This window comes from Streptomyces sp. NPDC055140 (genome assembly GCF_053607285.1).
Genome location: NZ_JBSGTG010000018.1, coordinates 133,771 through 159,790 on the forward strand (window position 1 = coordinate 133,771; position 26,020 = coordinate 159,790).

General features: G+C 73.2%; 21 protein-coding genes and 1 pseudogene. 12 read left to right on the forward strand and 10 right to left on the reverse strand.

The annotated features are described in order from the left end of the window. Positions 1 to 41 precede the first annotated feature (41 nt). The gene (locus tag ACWFR4_RS30170; RefSeq protein ID WP_453459836.1) at positions 42 to 779 is read right to left on the reverse strand and encodes an ABC transporter permease; all 738 of its coding nucleotides are present in this window, start codon (positions 777 to 779) and stop codon (positions 42 to 44) included. A 2-nt stretch (positions 780 to 781) separates the two neighbouring features. After that, positions 782 to 1,711 (reverse strand): ATP-binding cassette domain-containing protein, encoded by a 930-nt coding sequence (locus ACWFR4_RS30175; RefSeq protein WP_453655426.1) that lies wholly within the window; start codon positions 1,709 to 1,711, stop codon positions 782 to 784. A gap of 108 nt (positions 1,712 to 1,819) precedes the next feature. On the opposite strand from ACWFR4_RS30175, the gene ACWFR4_RS30180 reads away from it, so the two are divergent. From ACWFR4_RS30180 to ACWFR4_RS30190, 3 genes are all read left to right on the forward strand, one after another. Next, positions 1,820 to 3,061, forward strand: a complete 1,242-nt coding sequence (locus tag ACWFR4_RS30180) for a sensor histidine kinase (RefSeq protein WP_453655427.1) — start codon at positions 1,820 to 1,822, stop codon at positions 3,059 to 3,061. 45 nt (positions 3,062 to 3,106) lie between these two features. Further along, positions 3,107 to 3,757 carry a response regulator gene (locus tag ACWFR4_RS30185; protein ID WP_453459803.1) on the forward strand — a complete coding sequence of 217 codons (651 nt, stop codon included), beginning with the start codon at positions 3,107 to 3,109 and terminating at the stop codon, positions 3,755 to 3,757. 94 nt (positions 3,758 to 3,851) lie between these two features. After that, positions 3,852 to 5,009: an ROK family transcriptional regulator gene (locus ACWFR4_RS30190; RefSeq protein WP_100597568.1), complete on the forward strand. Its 1,158-nt coding sequence runs from the start codon at positions 3,852 to 3,854 to the stop codon at positions 5,007 to 5,009. A gap of 90 nt (positions 5,010 to 5,099) precedes the next feature. Here the strand turns inward: ACWFR4_RS30190 and ACWFR4_RS30195 are convergent, their stop codons facing one another. Both ACWFR4_RS30195 and ACWFR4_RS30200 read right to left on the reverse strand, forming a co-directional pair. After that, on the reverse strand, positions 5,100 to 5,867 hold the full coding sequence (locus ACWFR4_RS30195; RefSeq protein ID WP_453459800.1) for a GntR family transcriptional regulator: 768 nt from the start codon (positions 5,865 to 5,867) through the stop codon (positions 5,100 to 5,102). A gap of 260 nt (positions 5,868 to 6,127) precedes the next feature. Further along, positions 6,128 to 7,006, reverse strand: coding sequence for an RNA polymerase sigma-70 factor (locus ACWFR4_RS30200; protein ID WP_453459797.1), 879 nt, complete (start codon positions 7,004 to 7,006; stop codon positions 6,128 to 6,130). A gap of 183 nt (positions 7,007 to 7,189) precedes the next feature. Here ACWFR4_RS30200 and ACWFR4_RS30205 point away from each other — a divergent pair, with 183 nt between their 5' ends. After that, a complete protein-coding gene (locus ACWFR4_RS30205) occupies positions 7,190 to 8,020 on the forward strand; it encodes an alpha/beta fold hydrolase (RefSeq protein WP_453655428.1) in 831 nt (276 codons plus the stop codon). A gap of 84 nt (positions 8,021 to 8,104) precedes the next feature. Here ACWFR4_RS30205 and ACWFR4_RS30210 read toward each other — a convergent pair. Then, positions 8,105 to 8,893 (reverse strand): annotated as a pseudogene (locus ACWFR4_RS30210) (EamA family transporter); the annotation flags it as partial. Between the two features lie 47 nt (positions 8,894 to 8,940). Here ACWFR4_RS30210 and pdxR point away from each other — a divergent pair. From pdxR to ACWFR4_RS30225, 3 genes are all read left to right on the forward strand, one after another. Further along, positions 8,941 to 10,419, forward strand: a complete 1,479-nt coding sequence (gene pdxR / locus ACWFR4_RS30215) for a MocR-like pyridoxine biosynthesis transcription factor PdxR (RefSeq protein ID WP_453459791.1) — start codon at positions 8,941 to 8,943, stop codon at positions 10,417 to 10,419. 176 nt (positions 10,420 to 10,595) lie between these two features. Beyond that, positions 10,596 to 12,179, forward strand: a complete 1,584-nt coding sequence (locus tag ACWFR4_RS30220) for an alkaline phosphatase D family protein (protein WP_453459788.1) — start codon at positions 10,596 to 10,598, stop codon at positions 12,177 to 12,179. 96 nt (positions 12,180 to 12,275) lie between these two features. Continuing rightward, on the forward strand, positions 12,276 to 13,727 hold the full coding sequence (locus ACWFR4_RS30225) for a GNAT family N-acetyltransferase (protein WP_453459785.1): 1,452 nt from the start codon (positions 12,276 to 12,278) through the stop codon (positions 13,725 to 13,727). A gap of 88 nt (positions 13,728 to 13,815) precedes the next feature. Here the strand turns inward: ACWFR4_RS30225 and ACWFR4_RS30230 are convergent, their stop codons facing one another. Beyond that, positions 13,816 to 15,027: a trans-sulfuration enzyme family protein gene (locus ACWFR4_RS30230; RefSeq protein ID WP_453459782.1), complete on the reverse strand. Its 1,212-nt coding sequence runs from the start codon at positions 15,025 to 15,027 to the stop codon at positions 13,816 to 13,818. Between the two features lie 60 nt (positions 15,028 to 15,087). On the opposite strand from ACWFR4_RS30230, the gene ACWFR4_RS30235 reads away from it, so the two are divergent. After that, the gene (locus tag ACWFR4_RS30235; protein ID WP_453459779.1) at positions 15,088 to 15,582 is read left to right on the forward strand and encodes an Lrp/AsnC family transcriptional regulator; all 495 of its coding nucleotides are present in this window, start codon (positions 15,088 to 15,090) and stop codon (positions 15,580 to 15,582) included. Between the two features lie 35 nt (positions 15,583 to 15,617). Further along, positions 15,618 to 17,321 carry a DUF885 domain-containing protein gene (locus ACWFR4_RS30240; RefSeq protein ID WP_453459776.1) on the forward strand — a complete coding sequence of 568 codons (1,704 nt, stop codon included), beginning with the start codon at positions 15,618 to 15,620 and terminating at the stop codon, positions 17,319 to 17,321. 59 nt (positions 17,322 to 17,380) lie between these two features. Here the strand turns inward: ACWFR4_RS30240 and ACWFR4_RS30245 are convergent, their stop codons facing one another. Beyond that, positions 17,381 to 17,866, reverse strand: a complete 486-nt coding sequence (locus ACWFR4_RS30245) for a rhodanese-like domain-containing protein (RefSeq protein ID WP_453459773.1) — start codon at positions 17,864 to 17,866, stop codon at positions 17,381 to 17,383. Positions 17,867 to 18,012: 146 nt separating this feature from the next. On the opposite strand from ACWFR4_RS30245, the gene ACWFR4_RS30250 reads away from it, so the two are divergent. After that, positions 18,013 to 18,468 (forward strand): Lrp/AsnC family transcriptional regulator, encoded by a 456-nt coding sequence (locus ACWFR4_RS30250; RefSeq protein ID WP_116500112.1) that lies wholly within the window; start codon positions 18,013 to 18,015, stop codon positions 18,466 to 18,468. Between the two features lie 27 nt (positions 18,469 to 18,495). On the opposite strand, the gene ACWFR4_RS30255 is transcribed toward ACWFR4_RS30250, so the two are convergent. The 3 genes from ACWFR4_RS30255 to ACWFR4_RS30265 form a co-directional block, all read right to left on the reverse strand. Further along, a complete protein-coding gene (locus ACWFR4_RS30255) occupies positions 18,496 to 21,492 on the reverse strand; it encodes an AAA family ATPase (RefSeq protein WP_453655429.1) in 2,997 nt (998 codons plus the stop codon). Next, on the reverse strand, positions 21,489 to 22,652 hold the full coding sequence (locus ACWFR4_RS30260) for an exonuclease SbcCD subunit D (RefSeq protein ID WP_453459764.1): 1,164 nt from the start codon (positions 22,650 to 22,652) through the stop codon (positions 21,489 to 21,491). The genes ACWFR4_RS30255 and ACWFR4_RS30260 overlap by 4 nt, the downstream gene beginning before the upstream one ends. 96 nt (positions 22,653 to 22,748) lie before the next feature. After that, positions 22,749 to 23,375, reverse strand: a complete 627-nt coding sequence (locus ACWFR4_RS30265) for a YigZ family protein (protein WP_453459761.1) — start codon at positions 23,373 to 23,375, stop codon at positions 22,749 to 22,751. Positions 23,376 to 23,548: 173 nt separating this feature from the next. Here ACWFR4_RS30265 and ACWFR4_RS30270 point away from each other — a divergent pair, with 173 nt between their 5' ends. Continuing rightward, entirely contained in the window at positions 23,549 to 25,525 is a 1,977-nt protein-coding gene (locus ACWFR4_RS30270) for an amino acid transporter (RefSeq protein WP_453459758.1), read from the forward strand. 75 nt (positions 25,526 to 25,600) lie between these two features. Further along, positions 25,601 to 26,017: a BlaI/MecI/CopY family transcriptional regulator gene (locus ACWFR4_RS30275; protein ID WP_453655430.1), complete on the forward strand. Its 417-nt coding sequence runs from the start codon at positions 25,601 to 25,603 to the stop codon at positions 26,015 to 26,017. Positions 26,018 to 26,020: the final 3 nt, after the last annotated feature.

The following is a 26,020-nucleotide window of genomic DNA, read 5'->3' on the forward strand; positions in this document are numbered from 1 at the left end:
TGACATTTGGCGGGGCGTCCGGCGGTTACGAGCCCCTGCCGTCACGCGTCCCTGCGGCGCAGCGCCCACCAGCCGGCGAGGAGCGCGGCCGCCGCCCACCCGGCGGTGACGGCGAGCCCCGTCCACGGCCCGAGCGTGCCGACCGGGTCCTGGTGCAGGACCTGTTGTCCGGCGTGGTCCGGCAGGAAGTCGGCGACGGAGGCTGCCATGTCACCCACGACGAAGGACACGATCAGGATGAACGGGATCAGCAGGCTCAGGACGGCGACCGCGCTGCGCAGGACGACGGTGAGACCGGCGGCGAACAGGGCCATCAGCGCGAGGTAGAGGCCTCCTCCGACGCAGGCGCGCAGCGCGCCCGGATCGCCGAGCCCGAGGGCGTAGGACCCCATGAACGCCTGCCCGGAGAGGAAGGTGACGAACGAGGTGAGCTGGCCCGCGACGACGGCGAGGGCACCGACGACCGTCATCTTCGCGGCGTAGAGCAGGTTCCTGTTGGGGACCGCGGCGAGGGAGACGCGCAGGGCGCCGTTGAGGTACTCCGAGGACACGGCCGTCGTACCGAAGGCGATGGCCGCGATCTGGCCGAAGTTGAGTGCGTAGAAGGCTCCGAAGAGGAGGTCGGCGCCTTCGTTGTCGGCCTCGGCCTGCCCGACCGTGGCCGAGGCCAGGATGTTGATGGCGACGGTCGTGACGAAGACCGCAACAAGTGAGCCGGCGCCGGCGCGCACCGACCTCACTTTGATCCATTCGGAACGCAGCACGGCGGTGGTCGACATCATCAGGCCTCCTGGAGGGGGGTCGCGGCGGACGCGAACTCGGTGACTCCCGCGGTGAGGGCGAGATAGGCCTCCTCCAAGGAGGCTGATTCGTCGGCGAGTTCGAGGACGGGGATGCCGTCCGTGGCGGCGAGCGCGCCGATCTCCTCCGCGCGGGCCCCTGCGACGGTCCAGCGGCCGTCGCCGGCTGCCACGGCTTCGAGTCCCTTACGGCGAAGTGCGGCGCGCAGGCTCGCGGGGTCGGTGGTGCGGACGCGGACGCGCCGTTCGCTGTGCGCGTCGATGAAGTCCTGCATCGGGGTGTCGGCGAGGAGCCTGCCCCGGCCCAGGACGACGAGGTGGTCGGCGAAGGTGGCGGTCTCGTTCATGAGATGGCTGGAGACGAGGACCGTGCGGCCCTCGCGGGCGAGGCTCCGCATCAGTTCGCGGATCCAGATGATGCCTTCGGGGTCGAGGCCGTTGGACGGTTCGTCGAGCATCACGACCCGCGGGTCGCCGAGGAGTGCGGCGGCGATGCCGAGACGCTGGCGCATGCCCAGCGAGAACGTCTTGATCCGGCGTCCGGCGACGGCCGCGATGCCGGCGAGCTCCAGGACCTCGTCGACCCGGCGTACCGGGATGCGGTTGGAGGCGGCAAGCGCGCGGAGGTGGTCGCGGGCAGTACGGGAGCCGTGGGCGGCCTGGGCGTCGAGGAGGGCGCCGACCTCGCGCAGGGGTTCGCCGAGCGTCGCGTAGGGGCGGCCGTCGAGTGTGGCGGTGCCCGACGTGGGCCGGTCGAGGCCGAGGACGAGGCGCATGGTGGTGGACTTCCCGGCGCCGTTCGGGCCGAGGAATCCGGTGACCCGGCCGGGCCCGACGCTGAACGTCAGGCGGTCCACCGCGCGGGTCGTGCCGTACTCCTTGGTGAGCTCTTGGACGTCGATGCTGGTCATGGCTCCAGCCTTCCGGCCGCGCCCTCGCCGGGTCCTCCCCCGGGCGTGGAGAGCGTCTCCCCCATGAGGGGGAGCCATCCGCACCCGCACCGCTGGCACGATGGCCGCATGTCCCGCCTCCTCGCGCCGCTGACCCGCGCGGTCACGTACACCCGCTGGCTGCACCTCCTCGTCGGCGCGATCATCGCCCTGGTGTGCGGGTTCGTGTACCCGGGGTTCATCCGGCCGGGGTACGGGCAGTGGGCCCTGATGCTGTTGATTCCGGTCCCGCTCCTGATGGCGGCCGCCGTGATCCCCGTGGTGCGCAGGGCCGAGGGTCTTCAGGCCCGCCTGATGCTGTTTCCGGGTGCGCACGCGCGCGTGGAGGGCGGTTCGGGTCCAGGGGAGGCGGGGGTGTCCGTGGCGCCGTCGGCGTCGTGGCGCGACCGGGGCAGGACCGCGGTGTGGTTGGTGCTGCGTCTGTGGGCCGGCTGCGCGGTCGCGTTCGTGACCGGCCAGCTCATGGCTCTCGCCCTGGAACTGGTCGACGCCACGTCGGGCGGCCCCGTCGAGGCCGAGTCCCTCATCCCCGTACCGGGGCACGGCTGGGTGTACGGGCTGCTCGTGCCGGTGCCGCCGCTGGTGCTGCTGGGAGTGGTCGCACTCGCCGGGCGCATGATGGCCTGGGCCGCCCTCGGTCTGCTCGGTCCGTCCGCGGCGGAGCGCCTGGCCGCCCTGGAGGAGCGCACCGAGCAGCTGCTCGAACGCAATCGCATCGCCCGAGAACTCCACGACTCCATCGGGCACGCGCTGACCGTCGCCGTCGTGCAGGCCGGCGCGGCGCGGGCGGCCGCCGACCCGGCGTTCACCGACCGCGCCCTGGACGCCATCGAGGAGACGGGCAGGGCGGCCCTGGAGGACCTGGAGCGGGTCCTGTTGGTGCTGCGCGAGTCTGAGCAACCCGCGGTCCGCCGCCCCACGCTCACGGAGGCGGACCGTCTTCTGGACTCGGCGCGCGCCTCGGGAGCCGAGGTCGACGCGGAGGTCCTCGGCGCGCTGGACACGGTGCCCGGTCCCGTCTCCAGAGAGGGCTACCGCATCCTTCAGGAGGCGCTGACGAACGTGCTGCGCCACTCGGGGACCGTCCCGATCCGGGTCGCCGTCACAGTCGACGACGCCCGCTTGTGGCTCGACGTACGCAATCCGCTTCCCGCGGGCGCACCGGTGTACGGCCAGGGCAGCGGTGCGCTCGCGGGAGGCGGCAGCGGTTTGCGGGGCATTCGTGAGAGGGCGGCGCTCCTCGGCGGCCGGGCGCGGACGGGTCCCGACGACGGGCAGTGGCGGGTGCACGTCGAACTGCCGCTCGGCTGATCCCCGTCCTCACGTACGCCCCGGCCGCTCCCCTAGGCTGTCCGGATGCCGCTCACCGTGCTCCTTGTCGACGATGAACCGCTGGTCCGCGCGGGGTTGCGTGCCGTGCTGTCGGCGCAGCCGGACATCGAGGTGGTGGGTGAGGCGGCCGACGGCGCCGCGGTGATCCCGCTCGTCCGGCAGCTGCGTCCGGACGTGGTCGCCATGGATGTACGCATGCCTCTCCTGGACGGGATCGAGGCCACGCGCGCGGTGCTGCGCAGTGTGTCCGAACCGCCCAAGATCCTGGTGATCACGACCTTCGAGAACGACGAGTACGTGTACGGGGCGCTGCGGGCGGGCGCCGACGGGTTCCTGCTGAAGCGGTCGCGGCCCGCCGAGATCGTGAACGCGGTGCGGCTCGTGGCCGAGGGCGATTCCCTGCTGTTCCCCGCGGCCGTGCGGCGGCTCGCCGCCGAGTACGGCAACACGTCGGCACGGGAGGCGATGGACCGCGCGTCGCTCACGGAGCGGGAGGCGGACGTGCTGCGCCTGATGACGCGGGGCCTGTCCAACGCGGAGATCGCCGAGCGGCTCGTCGTCGGCACGGAGACGGTCAAGTCGCATGTGAGCTCCGTCCTCGCCAAGCTCGGGGCGCGGGACCGGACGCAGGCCGTCATCGCCGCGTACGAATCCGGTTTCGTCTCGCCCGGCTGAGCGTCCCGGGACACAGAAGTGCACCCGCGCTCGCCGGTGTCCGCCGCGGCGAGTACGATCCGCCCAACACGCGCGCGAGCTGGGAGGACGGACGTTGGGGCGGCTGACCGGCGGGGACCCTTCCCTGCTACGGCGGATCAACTCCGCGGTGGTGCTGCATGCCCTGCGCGCCACGGATCTCGCGACGCTCACGGAGATCACCCGGGTCACGGGGCTTTCCCGGCCCACGGTCGAGGGCGTCGTCGAAGGGCTCATCGCGGCGGGGCTCGTCGTCGAGACGGCCGTCGACGACAGCGGGACGCGGCGTCAGGGGCGGCCCGCGCGACGGTTCCGCTTCCGGGCCGAGGCGGGGCACCTGCTCGGTCTGGAGATCGGCCCGCACCGCGTGGCCGCCGTCCTGTCGGACCTGGACGGCAAGGTGCTCGGCACGGCCGCGAAGGATGTCGACGAGACCGCTCCGGCCGACGAGCGCATCGAGCGGCTGCGGACCGCGGTCGCGGATCTGCTGCGCCGCGCGGGCGTAGCCCGGAACTCGCTGCGGGCGGTCGGCGTCGGCAGCCCCGGCATCGTGGAGGCCGACGGCACCGTGCGCCTCGGCACCGCCCTGCCGGAGTGGACGGGGCTTCAGCTGGGCGAGCGGCTGCGGCGCTCCTTCAAGTGCCCGGTCCTGGTGGAGAACGACGCGAACGCGGCGGCGGTGGCCGAGCACTGGAAGGGCGCGGCGACCGAGTCCGACGACATCGTGTTCGTGCTGGCGGGGCTCAGCCCGGGCGCCGGCGCGCTGATCGGCGGCCGGCTGCACCGCGGGTACGGCGGCGCGGCCGGGGAGATCGGGGCGCTGCACCTCCTGGGGCGCGAGGTGCGCCCCGAGACGCTGCTCTCGACGACGGACGAGCCGCTGCACCCGCTCGACGAGCAGGCCGTCGCGCAGGTCTTCGCTCTCGCGCGCCAGGGCGACGAGCGTGCCGGCGCGGCTGTCGACCGGTTCCTCCAGCGCCTGGTGCACGACGTGGCGGCGCTGGTGCTCGCCCTCGACCCGGAACTGGTGGTCGTGGGCGGCTGGGCGGCGGGCCTGGACGGCGTACTGGAGCCGCTGCGCCGGGAGTTGGCCCGCTACTGCCTGCGTCCCCCGCGCGTGGCCCTGTCGGTTCTGGGCGAAGCGGCGGTGGCGACCGGGGCGCTGCGGCTCGCGCTGGATCATGTCGAGGAGCAGCTGTTCGCCGTCGAGGGAACGGTCACGGCGCGCCGCTAGCCGGAAACGCACAGACGCCGAAGGCCCACCGTGGAGGATAACGGTGGGCCTTTTCGGAACGCGGCGCGCGCGGGTCTGGCCGCGCGTCTGTCAGGAGGCGCGGCGGTCCGGGCCGTGGTGGATCTCGACGCCGCCCGAGTCGCCGAAGGTGAGGCGGCAGGTGTCGGCGCGGTAGGTGGCCACGGAGACCGCGGCCGTCTCTCCCTCGCTGAAGAACCGGGTCGTGACGACGAGGACGGGCGCGCCCGGCAGCCGGTCGAGCTCCTTCGCGTCGTCGGCACGGGCCGAGCCCAGCTCGACGGCGCGGTCCTGGCCCTCGAGCCCGAGCCGCGCCAGTTCGCGGAGCACGACACGCGCGCGTGAGGGCCCGGACGGGGCGTCTATGGCGGAGAGTTCGGGCACGGACGACGACGGTACGTAGAGGAGCTCGGCGGCGACGGGCTGACCGTGCGACACACGCGTACGGCGCACCCGGTGGACGCGCTCGTCGGGCGCGGTGCCGAGGATGCGGGCCACGGCCGCCGGCGGCACCGCGGGCTCGCTGTCGACGGCCTGCCAGGCTTCGCCGTCGGCGGCGCCGGGCCAATCCTGGTCGTCGGACGAGTCGACCGCCACGCCCACGCGGGGCGGGGCGACGGTGGTGCCGACGCCACGGCGGCGCTGGAGCCTGCCTTCGAGTTCGAGCTGTTCGAGCGCCTGGCGGAGCGTGGCACGGGCGACTCCGAAGCGGGCCGCGAGGTCCCGCTCGTTCGGCAGGATCTCTCCCACGGCGAACTCGGAGTCGAGTGCCTCGGTCAGCACGTTCTTGAGGTGCCAGTACTTCGGCTCCGGCGCCGCTTCCAACTGCGTGGTCCCCACCCTGTCCTCCGCAATCGCTGTGTCCCGGCGGCGTTTAGCGCCCTTGTTTATTAAAGGTTCCTGCACTATCTCTGCGAGGGTAGGCCCGCCCTCCGACTTGGTCAAGACCAATCCTCGGTCCGCTCCGGGGCCCGCGGGGGCTCCGGAGCAAAGCGTTCATGGCGGTCCGCAGAGCGTTCACACCGCGTTCGCGAAACGACGAATGCCCCCGCCCGGTCGGGGCGGGGGCTTCGGTGACGGCGGACGCCGTGGAGAGGACGTCAGGCGAGCGACGTGAGCTTGTCCGGGTTGCGCACGATGTATACGCACTGCACGTGGCCGTCGGCGACATCGACCTGGAAGACGCTGTCCGGCTTGCCGTCGACGAGGGCGAGCACGGCAGGCCCTGCGTTGAGCTCCACGATCCGGAAGGTGAACGCGGCGCCGCCGCCCTTGGCGGCCCCGAGCAGGAAGCGGCCCACCTTGTCGGCGGACTCGATGACGCGCAGCGGCGCCTTGGACTTGCCGCCGCTGTCGCCGACGAGGCGCGCGTCCGGTGCGAGGAGCGCCATCAGGCCCTCCAGGTCTCCGCCCGTCGCGGCCGCGAGGAAGCGCTCGGTGAGATCGCGCTGCTCGACGGGGTCGACGTCGAAGCGCGGCCGGCGCTCGTCCACGTGCTTGCGGGCACGCCCCGCGAGCTGGCGCACGGCGGACTCGCTGCGTTCGAGCGTGGTGGCGATCTCGGCGAACGGGAACCCGAACGCCTCCCGGAGCACGAACACGGCGCGCTCCAGCGGCGAGAGCGACTCCAGGACGACGAGGACGGCGAGCGACACCGACTCGGCGAGCAGGGCCGCCTCCGCCGTGTCGGGCGCGGTCGGCCCGAAGTCGGTGGCCAGCGGCTCCGGCAGCCAGGGACCCACGTATGCCTCGCGCCGGACCTGTGCCTGCCGCAGCCGGTCGATGGCCAGGCGGGTGGCGACGCGGACGAGATAGGCGCGTGGTTCGCGCACCTCGTCGCGGTCGGCCTGCGCCCAGCGCAGCCAGGCGTCCTGGACGACGTCCTCGGCGTCCGCCACGCGGCCCAGCATGCGGTAGGCGACCCCCATCAGGACCGGCCGGTGCTCTTCGAAGACCTCAATCACGGTGTCGGTTGCCACCCCTCCATCCCAACGGACGCGGCGGCACGTGTCCAGGCGGAATCGATGCGGCGGTGACCACAAACGGCTCCGCGCCGGGCTTGTTTCGCCCACTCCCCCTTGAACTGGAGGCTACTGAGCGGTAATTGTTGCTGACAAGCCGTCTAAGGAACCGTCGCGCGGGCGTCGGGGACAGGGAGCGACATGGCCACAGAGGTGTCCTTCAGCATCGAAACCCCCGGTGGCCCCCGTGAGGTGACCGTCGCGTACGAACGCGTGGGCACCGGGGAGCCCCTGCTTCTCCTGCACGGGATCGGCCACCACTGGCAGGCCTGGGCCCCCGTGATCCCGGTCCTGGCCGCCGAACGCGACGTGATCGCGATCGACCTGCCGGGCTTCGGCGCCTCTCCCGCGCTGCCCGACGGCGTCGACTACGACCTTCCTACGGTGACGGCCATGCTCGGCTCGCTCTGCGCGGCTCTCGGCATCGAGCGGCCGCATGTGGCGGGCAACTCCCTGGGTGGTCTGCTGGCGCTGGAGCTCGGCCGCGAGAAGCTCGTACGGTCGGTCACCGCGCTGTCGCCCGGCGGGTTCTGGTCGCAGGCCGAGCGCCTTTACGCGTTCGGCACGCTGCGCGCGATGCGGCAGGGCGCACGGGCGCTGCCGGTTCCCGCGATCGAACGGCTCGCGCGGTCGGCCGCGGGCCGGGCGGCCCTGACGAGCACCATCTACGCCCGTCCCGGCCGCCGTTCACCCGACGCGGTCGTCGCGGAGACGCTGGCGCTGCGCCACGCTCCCGGGTTCGCGCAGACCCTCGCCGCGGGTCTGGAGGTGCAGTTCACGGACGACGTGCCGGACATCCCGGTGACCGTCGCCTGGGGCACCCGCGACCGGCTGCTGCTGCGCCGCCAGGGCATCAGGGCCAAGCACGCCGTCCCCGGGGCCCGCCTCGTGCGGCTGCCCGGCTGCGGTCACGTCCCCATGAGCGACGACCCGGCGCTCGTCTCCCGCGTCATCCTGGACACCAGCCGCTGACCTCGCCCCGAACACCCCGGAGCCGAGCGCCACTCCGGCGCCGACGAGCGCGCTGCCGACGGCCTGCGCGGCGCCGTACGTCCCGGTGCCGACGAGCGGCGCGGTGCACGCCGCCGCCACGGGGATGAGCCCGGAGAACAGAGTGGCGCGCTCGGCACCGATGCGCTGCATGCCGATGTACCAGCACACGAAGCCGATCACTGTGACGACGGCGGCCTGCCACAGCAGGGCCGTCGCCTCGGTGGCGTCGGGTACGCGGAGCATGTGCGTGCCGTCGAGCACCGCGCCGGCCAGGGCCGACTCCAGGGCGGCGACCCCGCAGACCGTGCAGGACAGCAGCTTCGGGCCAAGGGGGCGCAGCACCGGCACCGCGAGGACGGCGAAACCGACCTCTCCGACGAGGGCTCCTACGGAGAACAGGAGACCTGCCGTGTCCGTGCGCCCCCAGCCCTGGACGGTGAACGCGCCGAAGGCGACCAGCAACGCCCCGTAGAGGACGACCCGTTGGGGCCGACGGCCCGCGAGCAGGGGCACGAGCACCGCCACGACGACAGGGGCGCATCCGACGAAGACACCTGGGACGGCCGGTTCGGCGCTGCGCTCCGCGGCGAGCACCGCGAGGTTGAAGCCGACCATCCCGACGGCCGCCAGCAGGGCGAGCCGCCCCCATTGGCGCCCGGTGAGGTGGCGCAGCGGGGCCGTGCCGCCCCGGCCGAGCAGCGGCAGCAGAAGCAGGCAGGCGAGGGCGTACCGGAGGAACTGGCCGCCCGCGTACGGGTAGTCCCCGAGGACGCTGTTGGCGGTGAAGGAGGCGCCGACGAGGACGCAGGCGAGGGCGGCCGGCAGGGCCCCTCGGATCGAGTGCGCGTTCATGGCCCTGACGCTAGGGAGGGCGGCGGCCCGGATTAAGGTCCACGTTCATGACGTCATCGGGGACCAATCCGCGCGGGGCCGGTCCAGGCGCTGCGGAAAGTGGGGCCCAACCGCCTTCCGCATCCTGGGAGTTACTGCTGCCCGCCGCATCGGCGCCCGCACGCGCGCGTGGCCGCGGTCTCCAGGCGGCGCTGCGGGACGCCGTCAGGTCGGGGCGGCTCGCGCCCGGGACACGGATGCCGTCGAGCCGCGATCTCGCGGCTGATCTGGGCGTCTCGCGCGGGCTGATCACCGAGGCGTACGAGCAGTTGACCGCCGAGGGGTATCTGCGCAGCGGGCGCGGTGCGGGGACCTGGGTGGGCGGGGCGGTGCGCGCCGCGGCGGCCGCCGGTGTGCGGGACCTGGCGCCCCGTCCGCCGGGCACCCGGGCCGACTTCGTGGCAGGCAGCCCCGATCTGTCGCTGTTCCCGCGCGCCGCGTGGGCGGCGGCGCAGCGTGGCGTGCTGGCCGAACTGCCGCACCACATGCTGGGCTACCCGGACCCGCGAGGCATCCCCCGGCTGCGTACCGCGCTGGCCGAACTCCTCGCGCGGCGGCGGGGCGTGGTCGCCGATCCGGAGCGGATCATCGTCTGCTCCGGGGTGGCACAGGCGGTGACGCTGCTCGGATTCGTGCTGCACGCGCGCGGGGAGCGGTCCGTGGGCGTCGAGGACCCTGGGAGTCCCGATCTCGGTTCGCTGTTCGCCTCGGCCGGTGTCGGCACGACCGCGATCCCGCTGGACGGCGAGGGGCTGGCCATCGGGCCGCTGCGGAACTCGGGTGTGCGCTCCGCGGTGACGACGCCGTCGCACCAGTTCCCCTCGGGCATCGCCTACTCACCGGCACGCCGCACTCAACTCCTCGGCTGGGCACGGTCGGTGGGCGGTCTCGTCATCGAGGACGACTACGACGGCGACTTCCGCTACGACCGCGCGCCGGTGGGCGCGCTTCAGGGTCTCGACCCGGAGCATGTCGCGTACACGGGATCGGTGAGCAAGTCGCTCGCCCCCGGACTGCGGCTCGGCTGGATGGTCGTGCCCGCGAGGCTGACCGACGAGGTCGTCGAGCGCAAGCGCTACATGGATCTCGGCAATCCGGCCCTCGACCAGGCCCTCCTGGCCCGTTTCGTCGAGCGCGGCGACTACGACCGTCAGCTGCGGCGCTGCCAGCGCGCCTACCGCGAGCGCCGCGACGCCCTCGTGGCCGCGCTCCACGCACATCTGCCGGGCGCTCAGGTGACGGGGATCGCCGCCGGACTGCACGTCATCGCCCGACTCCCCGAGCGCTACGGGCCGCAGGAGGAGCTCCTCGAACGGGCCGCGGCGGCCGGGGTCACCGTCCGTCCGCTGACGCACTACGGCACCTCCGACAGCGCGGACGGCGGAGTGCGCCTCGTCCTCGGCTACGCGCATCTGCCGCCGGCCCGGATCGCGGACGGCGTACGCCTCCTGGCGCGCGCGGCCCAAGAGGGGGCCACGCGCGCGTGAACGGCGGCGAGGCCGTGTGGGGCGATGCAGCGCGCCGGGTTCCCTGATCCCCAGGGGCAGTTGTTCACTTGGGGTTCGCGTGTGCGCCGTGGTGAGCCCGTAGGTGTGGCTTCGCCGCGGCGCCCCGCAGTGGTGGCACCGCACTGTCGTCGGAACCCGTTTCTGGAGGCGTATTCATGTCACACCGTCCGCCGAGTTCTCTGCCCGGCCGCCGCGGGGTGCTGCGCGGTTCGCTCGCCGCCTCGGCCGCGCTGGCCCTGCCCGCCGTCGGCGCGGCCGCCGCACCGGCCTTCGCCCTCTCGGGTCGCCCCAAGGCGGCGTGGGGTGTCCAGGCAGGCGACGTCGGCGCAAACTCGGGGCTGATCTGGACGCGCTCCGACCGCCCCGCCCGCATGATCGTGGAGACCTCCGCGACGGAGTCGTTCCGCCGGGCCACCAAGTGGCACGGGCCGCTGATCGGCGCGGGCACGGACTTCACGGGCACCACCCGCCTGCGCGGCCTGCCGCCGGGCGAGCAGATCCACTACCGCGTGGTGCTCGCCGACCCCGACGACCCCCGCCGCACGGGCGAACCCGTCACCGGCACGTTCCGCACCACCCCCGTGGGCCGCCGCGACGGGGTGCGCTTCCTGTGGTCGGGCGACATCGCGGGCCAGGGCTGGGGCATCAACCCGGACCTCGGCGGCTACCGCGTGTACGAGGACATGCGCGCCCTGAACCCCGACTTCTTCCTGTGCAGCGGCGACAACATCTACGCCGACGGCCCGATCCTGCCCAGCGTCACGCTGCCCGACGGGCGTGTGTGGCGGAACGTCACGACCGAGGAGAAGTCCAAGGTCGCCGAGACACTGGCCGAGTTCCGCGGCGCGTTCCGCTACAACCTCCTCGACGAGAACCTGCGCCGCTTCAACGCGCAGGTGCCAACGATCACGCAGTGGGACGACCACGAGGTGCACAACAACTGGTACCCGGGCCAGATCCTGGACGACGCCCGCTACACGGAGAAGGACACGGACGTCCTTGCCGCGCACTCCCTGCGGGCGTTCAGCGAGTACTTCCCCGTGTCCACGCTGCCGCCGGGCGACGACGAAGGACGTGTGTACCGGGTCCTGCGGCAAGGGCCCCTGCTCGATGTGTTCGTGCTCGACATGCGCTCGTACCGCAACGCCAACTCCCCGGGCCGGCAGCCCGACGACGCGACCGGGATCCTCGGCGCGCGGCAGCTGGCCTGGCTGAAGCGCGAGCTGTCGCGGTCGCGGGCCGTCTGGAAGGTGATCGCCTCCGACATGCCGCTCGGCCTGGTCGTGGCCGACGGCAAGGTGAACTTCGAGGCCGTCGCGCAGGGCGATCCGGGAGCCCCGCTCGGCCGCGAGCTGCAGATCGCGGAGCTGCTGCGGCACATCAAGCACGACCGGATCACGGGCACGCTATGGCTCACGGCGGACGTGCACTACACGTCGGCGCAGCACTACGACCCGTCGCGCGCCGCGTTCCAGGACTTCGAGCCGTTCTGGGAGTTCGTCTCCGGCCCGCTGGCGGCGGGCGGTTTCCAGGCGGTGAAGCTGGACGCCACCTTCGGCCCCGAGCAGAGCTTCATCAAGGCGCCGGACCGGGCCAACACGTCCCCGATGGAGACCCCGCAGTATTTCGGCGAGGTCGACATCGACGGCGGCAGCGGCGAGCTGACGGTACGGCTGCGGCAGCAGGGCGGCGACGTGCTGTTCTCCAAGGTGCTCCAGCCGGGGCGAGTGGGACAGTAATCAACAAACGGGACGTAAGCAGTCTTTACTCATCGGTCACAAAGCGTTCGTGATCACGCAACACCGTTCCTTCACAGTGGCTGCATGAGTCCAGACATGTCTGATGTGAGGCGGACCAGGAACGGCCGCCCCGTCCACCACTGGCGGCGCGATGTCGTCGAGCTCGCCGCCCTGTTCACGGCCGTGGCCGTCGCGGACGCCGTGGCGAACCTCGTCGGTCACGGCCCCGACGGCCCCGCGCTGCTCGCCATCTCGGCGGTCGTGCTCCTCGCCACGGCCGGATTCCACACCTGGTGGGCACGACGCCACAACCACGCACCCCCGACAGGCGATACCGACGCCCGGCGGCTCCCCACGGAGCGCGCCGGGCAGTCGGAGCAGCCCGACACAGAGGTCCCCGCGGGCGCCGGCCCGCAGGCGACGAACGAGGCCACGGCCACCGCGCTGTGGCGCATGCGGACGACGGTCCGTGACGAGCCGGGGTCGCTCGCGTCGCTGTGCACGGCGCTCGCCCCGCTGCGGGTCGACATCCTGAGCCTCCAGACGCACCCCCTGGGCGAGGGCACCGTGGACGAGTTCCTGCTGCGCGCGCCGCAGGAGCTGCCCGCCGCCGAACTCAGCCGGGTCGTGTCCCAGGCCGGCGGCTCCGGCACCTGGATCGAGCGGGCCGACGCCCACGACCTCGTGGACGCGCCCACCCGCATCCTCGGTCTCGCCACGCGCACGGCCCTGGACGCCGCCGAACTCCCCCTGGCACTGCGCCAGTTGCTCGGCCGATGCACCATCAGGTCATTGCCGGCCACGACGATGAGCGGCCGAAGGACGGAGAGCGCACCGGTGGAGGGCGCGCTCGAAGGGACCGTGATACGGCTCCGTGCCCCCGAAGGCGGCGTGATCACCGTGGAGCGGCCGTATCTGCCGTTCACGCCCACCGAGTTCGCGCGCGCCCGCGCCCTGGTCGAGCTCGACGCGCGGCTCGGCCCGCGCATCCCGCGCAGCCAGGACGTCCTGACGCTCCCCGAGGGCAACGCGATCACCGTGCGCCGGGCCGACTCGAACGACGTGGAGGCGGCCAAGGCGATGCAGGAGCGCTGCTCCCGCGCGACGCTGAGCAAGCGCTACCACGGGCCCGTCGGCGACGCGGACCGCTACCTCAACCACCTGCTCAGCCCCCGCTTCGGCCGCACGCTCGCCGCGCAGACGGCGTCGGGCCGGATCGTCGCCCTCGGGCATCTGCTGTGGGACGGCGACGAGACGGAGATCGCGCTGCTCGTCGAGGACGACTGGCAGCGCCGCGGCATCGGCACCGAGCTGCTCGGCCGCCTGGTGGCGATGGCGATCGAGGCGGGCTGCGAAAGCGTGTACGCGGTCACGCAGGCGTCCAACACCGCGATGGTCGCGGCGATGCGCGGCCTCGGGCTGCCCCTCGACTATCAGATCGAGGAGGGCACGCTGGTGATCACGGCGCGTCTGGAGGCGACCCCGGTCAGGTCGCGGCTGCCGTACGAGGGGCCCCGCGCGGCGTACGAGCAGGCCGAACAGCACTGAGGGCCGAGCCGGCCGGGACCGACTCCACGCGAGCCGGCCCGGACCGGTCCCCTCCCCTTTCCGGCCGGTCCGGGCAGGCGGTTCTACGTCACTCCGGCACCCGCAGGCGCGCCACGGTCGCACGCCCCGTACCGCCGCCCGGCTCCCCCAGCGCCTGGTCCAGGTCCGCCCACAGGTCCTCGACGTCCTCGAGACCCACCGACAGCCGCAGCAGCCGGTCGCTCACCCCGGCCGACCTGCGGTCGCCTGCATCGACGATGCGGTGGCTGATGGACGCCGGGTGCTGGATGAGCGAGTCGACGCTGCCGAGACTGACCGCCGGTGTGACCAGCCTGACCGTTCGGATCACCTCGTGCGGGTCACCCACGGTCTCGAAGGCGACCATCGCGCCGCCGATCCGCGGATAGCGCACGCGAGCGACGCGCGGGTCCCGGGACAGCCGCGCCGCCAGTTCGGCCGCCGTCGCCGACGCAGCCCGCACGCGCACCGGCAGCGTCGCGAGGCCGCGCAGCAGCAGATAGCCGGCGAGCGGATGCAGCACGCCACCCGTCGCGAACCGCACCTGGCGCAGCTGCCGGGCGAACGCCTCGTCGCACGCCACGACCCCGCCCATGACGTCCCCGTGCCCGCCGAGGAACTTGGTCGCGCTGTGCAGCACCAGCCGCGCGCCGTGCTCGACGGGCCGCTGGAGCACCGGCGTGGCGAAGGTGTTGTCCGCGAGGAGCGGGACCGTTCCGCAGGAGTGGGCCACGGCCCGCAGATCGAGTTCGGCGAGCGTCGGATTGGCGGGTGACTCCACCATCACGAGCCCGGTGTCGGGCCGGATCGCGTCCGCGATGCCCGCCGGATCGACCCAGGTCACCTCGGTGCCGAGCGCCCCGGCGGTGAGCAGGTGGTCGCTGCATCCGTACAGCGGCCGGACGGCGACGACATGGCGCAGCCCTGCGCCGCTGCGTACGAGCAGCACCGCGGTCAGCGCGGCCATGCCGCTCGCGAAGGCGACCGCGCTCTCGGTCCCTTCGAGCCGGGCGAGCGCGGTCTCGAAGCGGCCGACGGTCGGGTTGCCGAGCCGGGCGTACACCGGCGGGCCCTCGTCGACGACGCCGTCCGCCGCGAACGCGTCGATGCGGGCGGCCTCGCCACGGCTGTCGTACGACGGGTAGGTGGTGGACAGGTCGATGGGCGGGGCGTGCAGGCCGAGTCCGGCGAGGTCGTCGCGGCCGGCGTGCACGGCTTCGGTGGCCAGGGCCCGCCGGTGGGCGGGGCCCGGGCGCGTCCCTGCGTACAGGTCGTTGTCCATGGACGACAGCCTGAACAACGGCCGGGCTTCACTGGAGGAAACCCGTGCTACGTTCGACCGATGACCGATTCCGTCGTACTCGATCCGGTTGATCTGCACATACTGCGCCTGCTCCAGAACGATGCCCGCATCACCTACCGGGACCTCGCCGCGCAGGTCGGTGTCGCGCCGTCCACCTGCCTCGACCGCGTGACCCGGCTGCGCCGGTCCGGCGTGATCCTCGGGCATCAGCTGCGCCTCGACCCGGCGAAGCTGGGCCGCGGGCTCCAGGCGCTGCTCTCGGTGCAGGTGCGGCCGCACCGACGCGAGCTGGTCGGCCCGTTCGTGGAGCGGATCCGGGCGCTGCCGGAAGCGCGGTCCGTCTTCCATCTGACGGGCCCCGACGACTACTTGGTGCATGTCGCCGTCCGCGACACCGCCGATCTCCAGCGGCTGGTGCTCGACGAGTTCACCGCGCGCCGCGAGGTGGCGCGCGTCGAGACGCGGCTGATCTTCCAGCAATGGGAGTGCGGCCCGCTCCTGCCCCCGTCGGCCGATGCCGTCGGCGAATCCTGATGACGCGGCCCCCCACCTCGTACGACGATGGCGGCATGTCAGATTCGTCAGCCACAGCAGCGGCCGTCACCGGTCCGCTCCCGCGCGAAGTCGCCGACGCCTACGTCGACGAGCTCATCGCCCTCGACCCCGTCACCGGCACCTACCTCGGCGTGCCCGAGAGCCACAGCAAGCTGCCCGACCTCTCACCCGCCGGTCTGGAGGCCCTCGCCGATCTCGCGCGGGCGACCCTCGCGCGGCTCGACGAGGCCGAGCGCAGGCCCGGCGCCGACAGTGCGATCGAGCGCCGCTGCGGGCGGCTCCTGCGGGAGCGGCTCACGGCCGAACTCGCCGTGCACGACGCGGAGGAGGGCCTTCGGGCCGTCACCAACCTGGGCGGGCCCGTGCACAACGTGCGGGAGGTCTTCACCCTCACGCCGACCGCGACGGACGCTGACTGGGCGGCCGTCGCCGAGCGGCTGCGCGCCGTGCCGGGGGCGCTCGCCGGATACCGCGAGACGCTGTCGCTGGGCCTGGAGAAAAAGCTCCACGGGGGACCGCGTCCCACCGCCACGTTCATCGAGCAGCTCACCGAGTGGGCGGGCGAAGGGCGCGGCTGGTTCGAGGACTTCACCGCGGACGGGCCCGACGCGCTGCGCGCCGAGCTGGACGCGGCGGGTGCCGCCGCGACGGCCGCGGTGGTCGACCTGCGCGACTGGATGCGCGACGTGTACGCGTCCGCGATCGAGGGCTCCCCCGACACGGTGGGCCGTGAGCGGTACGCCCGCTGGTCGCGCTACTACAACGGCACGGACCTCGACCTGGACGAGGCGTACGCGTACGGCTGGGCGGAGTACCACCGCCTGCTCGGCGAGATGAGGACCGAGGCGGAGAAGATCCTGCCCGGGGCGGCGACGCCGTGGGTGGCGCTCGCGCACCTCGACGAGCACGGCACGCACATCGAGGGCGTGGAGGAGGTGCAGCGCTGGCTCCAGAGCGTGATGGACGAGGCGATCGAAGCCCTCGACGGCACCCACTTCGAACTCGCGGAGCGGGTACGGAAGGTGGAGTCCCGGATCGCCCCGGCGGGCAGCGCCGCGGCGCCCTACTACACGGCGCCGTCCGAGGACTTCACGCGGCCGGGGCGCACCTGGCTGCCGACGATGGGCCAGACCCGGTTCCCCGTCTACGACCTGGTCTCCACCTGGTACCACGAGGGCGTGCCCGGCCACCATCTCCAGCTCGCGCAGTGGACTCACGTCGCGGACAGCCTCTCCCGCTACCAGGCGAGCATCGGCATGGTGAGCGCCAACGCCGAGGGGTGGGCGCTGTACGCGGAGCGCCTGATGGACGAGCTGGGCTTCCTCACGGACGCCGAGCAGCGGCTCGGGTATCTGGACGCGCAGATGATGCGAGCGGCCCGTGTCATCGTCGACATCGGCATGCATCTGGAGCTGGAGATCCCGGCGGACTCGCCGTTCCACCCGGGCGAGCGGTGGACGCCCGACCTCGCGCAGGAGTTCTTCGGGGCGCACAGCAGCCGGCCCGCGGATTTCGTGGAGAGCGAGCTGACCCGCTATCTGTCCATCCCCGGGCAGGCGATCGGCTACAAGCTGGGCGAGCGGGCGTGGCTGCTCGGCCGGGCCAACGCGCAGGCCAGGCACGGGGACGCGTTCGACGCGAAGGCCTGGCACATGGCGGCTCTCTCGCAGGGGTCGCTCGGCCTCGACGACCTGGTGGACGAGCTGTCCCAGCTGTAACTCCGCTGCGGGCGGCGGCTGTTGGAGCCGCCGCCCGCACGGCGGCCCCTCTCGCGGTGTCAGCAGCCGCAGTCGTCCGAGTCGACCGGCGCCGTCAGCGGGTCGGCGTCGCGCCGCGCGGGCCCCTCCCACGTCTCGTAGGCGAAGCCCTCCCGCGCCCAGTACTCGAACCCGCCGAGCATCTCCTTGACCTGGAAGCCGAGCTCGGCGAGGGCGAGGGCCGCGCGCGTGGCGCCGTTGCAGCCCGGGCCCCAGCAGTACGTGACGACGGGCACCGTCCTGTCGAGGAGCTGCCCGGCCTGCTCGGCGATGAGCGCGGTGGGCAGGTGGACGGCGCCGGGTACGTGTCCCTGGTCCCACGAGGCGGTGGAGCGGGTGTCGATGACGACGAAGCCCGGGTCCCCGTCGGCGGCGAGCGCCGAGGCGACGTCGGACACGTCGGCGTGGAAGGCGAGGCTCGCGCCGAAATAGGCGACGGCCGCGGCGGGGGACGCCGGGGACACACGGAGCACGGCGTTGGGGGTGACGGTGGTGGTCGCGGTCATGATGTCGGCCTCCCTGGCGGATCGCTGCGGGCCGCACGACCGTGCCGCCCTCGACCAGAAATCTACGGTCCGTGGCGATCTTCCTGAAGTGACGATCCCCGGCATCCCTCTTGATCGGCCGGGGATGTCCCTGCTATTCCTGCCATATGACCGGTGAATCCCCGTACACCCCCGATGCCACCGACTGGCGCATCCTCGACGTCCTCCAGCGCGAGGGCCGGGCGAGCTACGCCGAGCTAGCCCGGGCCGTCTCCATGTCCGCGAGCGCCGTCACCGAGCGGGTGAAGCGCCTCGAGGAGGCCGGGGTGATCGCGGGGTACGCGGCGGTGGTCGTCCCCGAGCGGATCGGCCTGCCCATCCTGGCGTTCGTGCGGCTGCGCTATCCGAACGGTCACTACAAGCCCTTCCACGACCTCGTCGAGGTGACGCCGGAGATCCTTGAGGCGCATCACGTCACCGGCGACGACTGCTTCGTCATCAAGGTCGCGGCGCGCTCGATGAAGCACCTGGAGGAGGTCTCCGGCCGGATCGGTGCGCTCGGCTCGGTGACGACCAGCGTGGTCTACTCGTCCCCGCTCCCCCGGCGGCCGCTCGGCCACTGACCCGCCGCCGGGCAGCCACGGCCGGGCTCAGGTCCGCTGCCGTACGACCGACCCCGACCGCCCCTTCACGATCTCGAGCTGCGCGTGCACCCGGCGGCGCAGGTCGGCGACGTGGCTGACGATGCCGACGCTGCGGTCCCGCTCGCGCAGGGAGTCCAGGACGTCGAGCACCTCGTCCAGGGTCTGGTCGTCGAGGCTGCCGAAGCCCTCGTCGATGAAGAGGGTGTCGAGACGGACACCGCCCGCCTCGTCGGTGACGACGTCCGCGAGGCCGAGGGCGAGGGCGAGCGACGCGAAGAACGTCTCCCCGCCGGAGAGCGTCGCGGTGTCCCGCTCGCGCCCCGTCCACGCGTCGACGACGTGCAGGCCGAGGCCCGAACGACCGCGCCCCGAACGACCGTCGGAGTGCACCAGCGTGTACCGGCCGGACGACATGCGGGCCAGTCGCGCGGTCGCCGCGGCCGCGACCTGTTCGAGCCGGGCCGCGAGGACATAGGACTCCAGGCGCATCTTGCGCTCGTTGTCCGCGGACGTGCCGGCGGCGAGACCCGCCATGCGCGCCACTCGGTCGTACGCGGCGCGCAGCGGCGCGAGCCGTCGCACGGCCGTGGCGCAGCGGGCCGAGAGCCGGTCGAGCTCGGTGCAGCGGCGGTCCGCGTCGTCGCGCGCGGAGGCCGCGTCGCGCACCCTCCGGTCGGCCGCCTCGGCACTGTGCTGCGCCGCGGGCACATCGGCGGGCGACTGCCGGGCCGCCGCCGCGGTGTCGTCCTCGGCGAGCACGGCGCGCACCGAGGCCTCCTCGGACTGGCGGGCGTCGAGCCGGTGCTGAAGGTCTCGGTGCTGCTCGTCGTCCAGGAGGGCGGCGTCCGCGGCTTCCGGCGTGTCGAACCCGGCGCGGAACGCCGCGTCGGCGAGTCGCGCGTCGGCGTACTTGAGCCGCTTGGCGGCCTCGTCGGCGCCCCGGGCGGCATCCGCGGCGGCCGTGAGCTGCGCGGCGAGGCCCTCCAGCTGCGCGGCGCGCGCCCCCACACTGACCTCCGACCCGCGCGCCTGGGCCAACTCACGCTCCAGGACGCCCTGTTCGCGATCGACGCTCTCGCGCAGGGTGGCTCGCGCGACGGCGCGACGTGCGGCTTCCTGCTGCGCGGCGAGTCTGCGGTCGTGCTCACCCTCGGCCTGGCCGAGGGCCTCACGTGCGGCGTGCAGTCCGGAGGCCCGGCCGCGCGCCTCGGCGTGTCGGGCGCGCAACTCATCGGCCGCATCGGCGAGTTCCCGGGCGGACGTCTCTCCGGCGGCGGCCGTCGCGGCGGCGAGGGACTCGCGCACCGCGGCGAGCCGGCTCTCCTGCGCCGTGCGCGCGTCGTCCGCGCGGCGGTATGCGGCGAGGGCGGACTCCTCGGCGTCGCGGCCGACATGCTCCGCGGTCTTGCGCATGGGGTCGGGGTGTTCGGTGGATCCGCACACGGCGCAGCTCGCGCCGGGGACGAGCTGCGCGGCCAGTTCGGCCGCGATCCCGTTCAGCCGCTGTTCCTTGAGGCCGAGCCAGTGCTCATGGGCGGCCGCGGCCTCCTCGCGGGCCCGCAGGGTGTGCGTCCGGGCGTCGGCGGCCTCGCCGGAGAGCCGGTCGCGGCGCCGGGCGGCCTCCAGCTTCTGCTGCGCGGGCTCCAGTTGACCCGCCAGGTGCTCGGCGCGCGTCGCGGCCTCCTGCGCGGACTCGACGGCTTCCTGGAGCGCGGCCCGGGTGCTGTCCCAGCCGTCGAGCCAGCTCGCCGCGTCCTGGAGCAGCTCGTCGTCGGCGCGCTCCTCGCGGTCGAGTCCTCGGCGCTGCCCGGCGAGTTCCGTCAGGCGCAGTTCGGCGCGTCGGGCGGACTCCAGACCGCCCAGCTCCTCCGCCGCCTTCCGCGCGGCGACGGCGAGACCCGACGCGCCGGCGCCGTCGAACGAATCGGGCAGCGCTGCACGCGCGCGTGCGTCCTCGCTCGTGGCCCTGCGGTGTTCGGTCTCCGCGGCCTCGCGCAGCGCGAGGGCGGGCGCGACGGCCTCGGCCTTGCGGCCCCGCTCCATGCGTTCCTGGACCCGCCGGTGCTCGTCGGCCCGCTCTTCGAGCCGCGCGGCCCGCTCCCTCGCCTCCTCGAACCGCCGCTGGAGCCGGTGCACTTCCTGTACGCCGGCCAGGTCGCGCTGCGCCTCGGTGCGGGCCGCGTCGGCGGCGGTCAGCGCGAGGTGCGCGACGGTGAACCGCTCGCGGGCGGTGGAGCGGGCGACGGCGGCCCAGGTGAGGACGGAGTCGGCGAGCCCGGGGTCACCGGGCTCGGCGTCGGTGGCGGGCAGTTCGACGATGTTCCCCGCGGCCTGCTGCATGCGGTGCGCGTCGGCGAGCAACTCGGCGTCCGCTGCGCGTACTTCGCTCTCGGCGGCGCGGCGCTGCTCGGCGAGCCTTTGCTCGGCCGCGGCGAAGCGCCGCGTGTCGAAGAGCCGGCCGAGGAGCTTGCCGCGGGCCTCGGCGTCGGCCCGCAGGAACCGCGCGAAGTCCCCCTGCGGCAGCAGGACGACCTGGCAGAACTGCTCCTTGCTCATCCCGAGGAGCTGGCTGATCTCCTCGCCGATCTCCTGGTGGGAGCGGCTGAGGTCCTTCCAGGTGCCCGCCGTGGCGTCGTACTCGCGCAGCCAGCTCTGGGCCTTGTCCATGGTGGTGCCCGTGCCGCGCTTCTTGGGGCGCTCCCACGGGGGCTGCCGGGTCAGCTCCAGACGGCGTCCCGCGACGGTGAGGTCGAGGGTGACCTCGGTGCGGGTGCCGGGCGCGGCGTGGTCACTGCGCAGGGACGTGCCCTGACCGCTGCCCTGCCGGGCGCCGGGGACCGAGCCGTACAGGGCGTAGCAGACGGCGTCGAGGACAGAGGTCTTGCCCGCGCCCGTCGGGCCGTGGAGCAGGAAGAGACCCGCCGAGGACAGGTCGTCGAAGTCGACTTCCTGGCTTGCCCCGAAGGGGCCGAAGGCGGTGATCCGCAACCGGTGGAGCCTCATCGGGCGACCTCACGCCGGGTGTCGTCGATGCGTACGGCGTCGAGTGCCTCGCGCAGGACGGCGCGCTCGCGCTCGTCGGGTCCGGCGCCGCGCACGTGCGTCACGAAGTCCTCCGCGATCTGCTGGTCGTCGCGCCCCTTGAGGCGCTGCGCGTACGAGACGTCGGGGTCCTCGGGGGCTCGCTGCGGATCGAAGGCGAGGCTGAGGGTGTGCGGGAACCGCTCGGTGAGGCGGGCCATGGGGTCGTCGGGCCTGACCGGGTCGGTGAGGGTGGCCTCGACCCAGGACTCCTCGTGCGCGGTGAGGTCCGGGCGCGCGAGCAGGTCCGCGAGGTCCCCGCGGATCCGGGCGAGCGGCCTGGGCACCGGGCAGTCGACGCGCTCGGCGGCGGCGAAGCCGTCCGCGTCCAGGTCGACGAGCCACATGCTCTTGTGGTGGTCGGCCTCGGAGAAGGAGTACGGGAGCGGCGAGCCGGAGTAGCGCACGCGCTCGGAGATGACCTGGCTGCCGTGCAGATGCCCGAGCGCCACGTAGTCGACGCCGTCGAAGACGCCGGAGGGGACGGCGGCGACTCCGCCGACGGTGATGTCGCGCTCGCTGTCGCTGGCCTCGCCGCCGGTGACGAAGGCGTGGGCGAGGACGACGGACCGGGTCCCTGCCGGGCGCTCGGCGAGATCGGCCCGCACCCGGTCCATGGCGGCGGCCAGGACGGCCTCGTGGCCCGGCTTCGACACCCCGAACTCGTCCTTCACCAGCGCCGGTTCGAGATAGGGCAACCCGTAGAAGGCCACGTCACCTGTGGCGTCCGGGATCAGCACGGGGGTCGCGCACGCGCCGGGGTCGGTGCGCAGGTGGATGCCGGCGCGGCCGATGAGCCCGGCGCCGACGCCGAGACGGCGCGCCGAGTCGTGGTTCCCGGAGATCATCACCGTGGGGATGCCCTGCTCGGCGAGGCGGTGCAGGGCATCGTCGAACAGCTCGACCGCGGCGAGGGGCGGCACCGCGCGGTCGTACACGTCGCCCGACACGACCACCGCGTCGACGCCCCGCTCACGGACGGTCGCGACGAGGTGACCGATGAACTCGGCCTGGGCGCCGAGCATGTTCACCCGGTGGAACGCCCGGCCGAGATGCCAGTCGGAAGTGTGCAGCAGCCTCATGATCCCCGAGACTAACGGGCGGGTCGGACATCACGGGCGGCTACTGGCGTATCGGTACCTGCTCCGCCGCGCACGCGCACCGCCCGCCGGAGCCGGTCACGCGTCCCCGTACGCCTCTCCCCCGAGCTCGAACTCCGCGGTGCCTGCGGTGATATCGGCCAGCCACGCGCGGAACGCGTCCACGTCGGCGTCCGGCAGACCGATCTCGATCGTGACCGCCTCCCCGTAATGGACGTCACGCACCTCACGTCCCGTGGACCGCAGATCGTTCTGCACCTTGCCGGCGCGCTGGTGGTCGACGGTGACGGTGGCGAGCCGGAAGCGGCGCCGGGTGAGGGTGCCCAGCGCGTCGAGCGCCTCGCCGACGGCCCCTCCGTAGGCACGGATGAGACCGCCCGCGCCGAGCTTCACGCCTCCGTAGTAGCGGGTCACGACGGCGACGACGTACCGCATCTCGCGGCGCGTGAGCATCTGGAGCATGGGGACGCCGGCCGTGCCGCCCGGTTCGCCGTCGTCGCTCGCCTTCTGCACGGAGGCGTCGGCGCCGATGACGTACGCGTAGCAGTTGTGGGACGCGGTGGGGTGCTCCTTGCGGATGCGCGCCACGAAGTCCTGGGCTTCTCGCTCGGTGGCCGCGGGCGCGAGCGCGCACAGGAACCGGGAGCGGTTGATCTCGGTCTCGTGCACGCCCTCACGGGCCACGGTGCGGTACTCGTCCTGCATCCGGCCAGCGTATGCCGCGTGCCGGCGTTCGCTCGCCCCCGCCCGTCGCCCCGGTCACGCGGTGGTGAATACTCGCTCGTCGTCGCAGCGCTCACGGGACGTCCCTTTCCCGTGGCTTCCTGCGCGGATGCACCCCCGGGTCCGTACCGGCACGACAGAAAGCAGTTTCGCCCATGACCGGCACGCAGGCCGAACGCGTCGAAGGCACGGCCGTCCGGCCACCGTCCCCACGATGGCGGTCCTGGCTCCTCGAAGGTCTGAGCGAGACGACGGCCCGGCATCCGGGACCGCACGGCACGCCGCCGGCCGAGCACAAGGGCCACACGTGGTGGCGGGTGATGTGCCTGACGGGTGTGGACTACTTCTCGACCCTCGGCTACCAGCCGGGCATCGCCGCCCTCGCCGCGGGGCTCCTGTCCCCGCTGGCCACCCTCGTCCTGATCGCGCTCACGCTGGGCGGCGCGCTGCCGGTCTACCGCCGCGTCGCCAAGGAGTCCCCGCACGGCGAGGGTTCCATCGCGATGCTGGAGCGGCTCCTGCCGTGGTGGGCGGGGAAGCTGTTCGTCCTCGTCCTGCTCGGGTTCGCCGCCACCGACTTCATGATCACGATCACCTTGTCGGCGGCCGACGCCGCGGCGCACGTCGTCGAGAACCCCTTCGCGCCCGCGTCGCTCGACGGCGCGAACACCTGGATCACGCTGTTCCTGGTGGCGGGCCTCGGCGCGGTGTTCCTCAAGGGGTTCCGTGAGGCGATACGGGTGGCGGTCGTGCTCGTCGCCCTCTATCTCATGCTGAACGTGGTCGTCCTCATGACCGCCGCCTGGCACGTCCTGACCGAGCCGGTGAAGATCGGCAACTGGTGGGACGCCATGACCGCCGCGCACTCCTCGCCCGTCGCGATGATCGGCGTGGCGCTCCTCGTCTTCCCGAAGCTGGCGCTCGGCATGTCCGGCTTCGAGACGGGCGTCGCCGTGATGCCCCAGGTGCGCGGCGACGCCACGGACACGTACGCGCATCCCAAGGGGCGGGTGCGGGACACCCGCAAGCTGCTCACCACCGCCGCGCTGATCATGAGCGGTTTCCTGCTGCTCTCCAGCCTCGCGACGACGATCCTCATCCCCCAGTCCGCGTTCGAGAGCGGCGGCCCGGCCAACGGCCGCGCCCTCGCGTTCCTCGCGCACCAGTACCTGGGCGAGGGTTTCGGCACGGTGTACGACGTCTCGACCATCGCCATCCTGTGGTTCGCCGGAGCCTCTGCGCTCGCGGGGCTCCTCAACCTCGTGCCGCGCTACCTGCCGCGTTACGGCATGGCCCCGGAGTGGACGCGCGCTGTCCGTCCGCTGGTGCTCCTGTTCATGGCGATAGCCCTCTTCATCACACTCTGGTTCAACGCGAACGTCGACGACCAGAGCGGCGCGTACGCGACCGGTGTCCTGGTCCTGATGCTGTCGGCGTCGTTCGCCTCGACGGTTGCGGTGCGCTCGCGCGGGCGCAAGGCCGCGACCGTCGGCTTCGGGGCGATCACCGCCGTGTTCGGGTACACGCTCGTCACGAACGTCATCGAGCGGCCCGACGGCATCAAGATCGCCCTGCTGTTCATCGTCGGGATCCTCCTCACCTCGTTCGCGTCGCGCGTGCACCGCGCCTTCGAACTGCGGGCGGGCGACGTGACGTTCGACGAGACGGCGGCGCGGATCGTCGACGAGGCCGCGGGCCACGGCCCGCTGCGGATCATCGCGAACGAGCCCGACGAGCACTCCAAGGCCGAGTACCGCGCCAAGGAGTACAGCCAGCGCGAGCAGACCCACATCCCGGACGGGCGGCCCGTCCTGTTCCTGGAGGTCTTCGTCCACGACTCGTCGGACTTCACCGCGCCGGTCGAGGTCCACGGCGACGAGAAGCACGGCGTACGCCGCCTGCGCGTCCAGGGCGCGGGCGTGCCGAACACCATCGCCGCTGTCCTGATGAGCCTGCGGGCCCGCACGGGCGAGGTGCCGCACGCGTACTTCAACTGGACCGAGGGCCATCCCGTCAGCCATCTGCTGCGCTTCCTGGTGTTCGGCGACGGCGAGGTCGCGCCGGTCACCCGCGAGGTGCTGCGCCGCGCCGAGCCCGAGCCCGCCCGGCGGCCCCGCGTCCACGTGGGCTGACCTGCACCCGCATCCCTGCGGAATAGGATGTGGCGCCCACGTGTGGGTGACGGCCGGGGCGGAGGGCGACGGGACATGACGCGGGACGGACACGACGGCCGGCGGCCGCGGCGCCGGGGGCAGGGCGAGCTGGAGTCCCAGGTCCTCTCGGCGCTGTGCGAGGCGCCGGGTCCCGTGACGGCGGCCTGGGTCCAGGAGCGGGTCGGCGGCGACCTCGCCTACACGACCGTGGTGACGATCCTGACGCGGCTCCTCGCGAAGAGCGCGGTGACCCGCGCCCGCGACGGCCGCTCCTTCCTGTGGACGCCGGCTGCCGACGGGGCGGGGCTCGCCGCGCTGCGGATGCGCAAGGTGCTCGACGGCGAGACGGACCGCGAAGCGGTCCTCGCACGCTTCGTCACCGCGCTTCCTCCGGGCGACGAACAACTGCTGCGGGACCTCCTCGAACAGGCGGAACGGCCGGACGAAGCCCCCGGCCCCGGCGAGGGCTGAGCC

What these genes read in the sequence shown, in the direction of transcription:
- ACWFR4_RS30170 (WP_453459836.1), bottom strand. Translation starts at nt 779, where the DNA reads ATGTCGACCACCGCCGTGCTGCGTTCCGAATGGATCAAAGTGAGGTCG.
- ACWFR4_RS30175 (WP_453655426.1), bottom strand. Translation starts at nt 1,711, where the DNA reads ATGACCAGCATCGACGTCCAAGAGCTCACCAAGGAGTACGGCACGACC.
- ACWFR4_RS30180 (WP_453655427.1), top strand. Translation starts at nt 1,820, where the DNA reads ATGTCCCGCCTCCTCGCGCCGCTGACCCGCGCGGTCACGTACACCCGC.
- ACWFR4_RS30185 (WP_453459803.1), top strand. Translation starts at nt 3,107, where the DNA reads ATGCCGCTCACCGTGCTCCTTGTCGACGATGAACCGCTGGTCCGCGCG.
- ACWFR4_RS30205 (WP_453655428.1), top strand. Translation starts at nt 7,190, where the DNA reads ATGGCCACAGAGGTGTCCTTCAGCATCGAAACCCCCGGTGGCCCCCGT.
- pdxR (WP_453459791.1), top strand. Translation starts at nt 8,941, where the DNA reads ATGACGTCATCGGGGACCAATCCGCGCGGGGCCGGTCCAGGCGCTGCG.
- ACWFR4_RS30220 (WP_453459788.1), top strand. Translation starts at nt 10,596, where the DNA reads ATGTCACACCGTCCGCCGAGTTCTCTGCCCGGCCGCCGCGGGGTGCTG.
- ACWFR4_RS30225 (WP_453459785.1), top strand. Translation starts at nt 12,276, where the DNA reads ATGTCTGATGTGAGGCGGACCAGGAACGGCCGCCCCGTCCACCACTGG.
- ACWFR4_RS30230 (WP_453459782.1), bottom strand. Translation starts at nt 15,027, where the DNA reads ATGGACAACGACCTGTACGCAGGGACGCGCCCGGGCCCCGCCCACCGG.
- ACWFR4_RS30235 (WP_453459779.1), top strand. Translation starts at nt 15,088, where the DNA reads ATGACCGATTCCGTCGTACTCGATCCGGTTGATCTGCACATACTGCGC.
- ACWFR4_RS30240 (WP_453459776.1), top strand. Translation starts at nt 15,618, where the DNA reads ATGTCAGATTCGTCAGCCACAGCAGCGGCCGTCACCGGTCCGCTCCCG.
- ACWFR4_RS30245 (WP_453459773.1), bottom strand. Translation starts at nt 17,866, where the DNA reads ATGACCGCGACCACCACCGTCACCCCCAACGCCGTGCTCCGTGTGTCC.
- ACWFR4_RS30250 (WP_116500112.1), top strand. Translation starts at nt 18,013, where the DNA reads ATGACCGGTGAATCCCCGTACACCCCCGATGCCACCGACTGGCGCATC.
- ACWFR4_RS30255 (WP_453655429.1), bottom strand. Translation starts at nt 21,492, where the DNA reads ATGAGGCTCCACCGGTTGCGGATCACCGCCTTCGGCCCCTTCGGGGCA.
- ACWFR4_RS30260 (WP_453459764.1), bottom strand. Translation starts at nt 22,652, where the DNA reads ATGAGGCTGCTGCACACTTCCGACTGGCATCTCGGCCGGGCGTTCCAC.
- ACWFR4_RS30265 (WP_453459761.1), bottom strand. Translation starts at nt 23,375, where the DNA reads ATGCAGGACGAGTACCGCACCGTGGCCCGTGAGGGCGTGCACGAGACC.
- ACWFR4_RS30270 (WP_453459758.1), top strand. Translation starts at nt 23,549, where the DNA reads ATGACCGGCACGCAGGCCGAACGCGTCGAAGGCACGGCCGTCCGGCCA.
- ACWFR4_RS30275 (WP_453655430.1), top strand. Translation starts at nt 25,601, where the DNA reads ATGACGCGGGACGGACACGACGGCCGGCGGCCGCGGCGCCGGGGGCAG.